Origin of the sequence: Parapedobacter soli (assembly GCF_025460835.1) — a bacterium.
Lineage (GTDB): Bacteria > Bacteroidota > Bacteroidia > Sphingobacteriales > Sphingobacteriaceae > Parapedobacter > Parapedobacter soli.
Genome location: NZ_JAMXAY010000158.1, coordinates 1 through 636 on the forward strand (window position 1 = coordinate 1; position 636 = coordinate 636).

General features: G+C 54.1%; 1 protein-coding gene. It reads right to left on the reverse strand.

The features are described 5' to 3' along the window. A partial coding sequence (locus NGM62_RS22000; protein WP_315975884.1) for a helix-turn-helix domain-containing protein occupies nt 1-538 on the reverse strand: 538 nt, incomplete at its 3' end. Between the last annotated feature and the right edge of the window lie 98 nt (nt 539-636).

Genomic DNA, 636 nt, shown 5'->3' on the forward strand with positions numbered 1-636 from the left:
GATCGGCGCATACCGTCACATAACGGTGCCCTTTCCTGCTGGAGGTCTCGTCGATGCCCACCTGCCTCACCGCGGAGAGATCATCCGATTTTACCGCACGGCCGACCCAATAGTTGAATACACGCCACAGCCGGTGGGCAACAACCCGCAGCGTAGCGGCAACCTTGTTCACGGGCATTTCGCATTCGATCAACAGCATGGAAAATGCCTCGAACAACAGCGTGAAACCACTGCCCGGGCGGGCCCATGGCACCACTACCGTCTTCACCGAACCATCGCCCTGCTGTATCCGGGGAACACGGGCATGAAGGAAACAGTTGTGCTCAAAGAAGTTCAGGTGCTGCCAGCTCCGGTCTTCCGTATCATAAACGCCGCACATTGCACCCGTGGGATCCGGAAACTTAGCCCCTGGCTTAAAATCAAGGTAGATGTCCAACTGACCGCGGTTCAACCCTTCGGGCTTGGTCAATTTTACTTCCTTTATATACCATGGTGATTCAAGCCCAAGGGCCATCTCGAATATCTGATTGCTGTTCATGACACAAAACTAAAGATTGTATGCCTCCGGCGGGCGCTCGCCGCGCAGGCAGGTTTTGGTTGATCAGCTAATTTAGCCATACAAATCGTCATAGAACC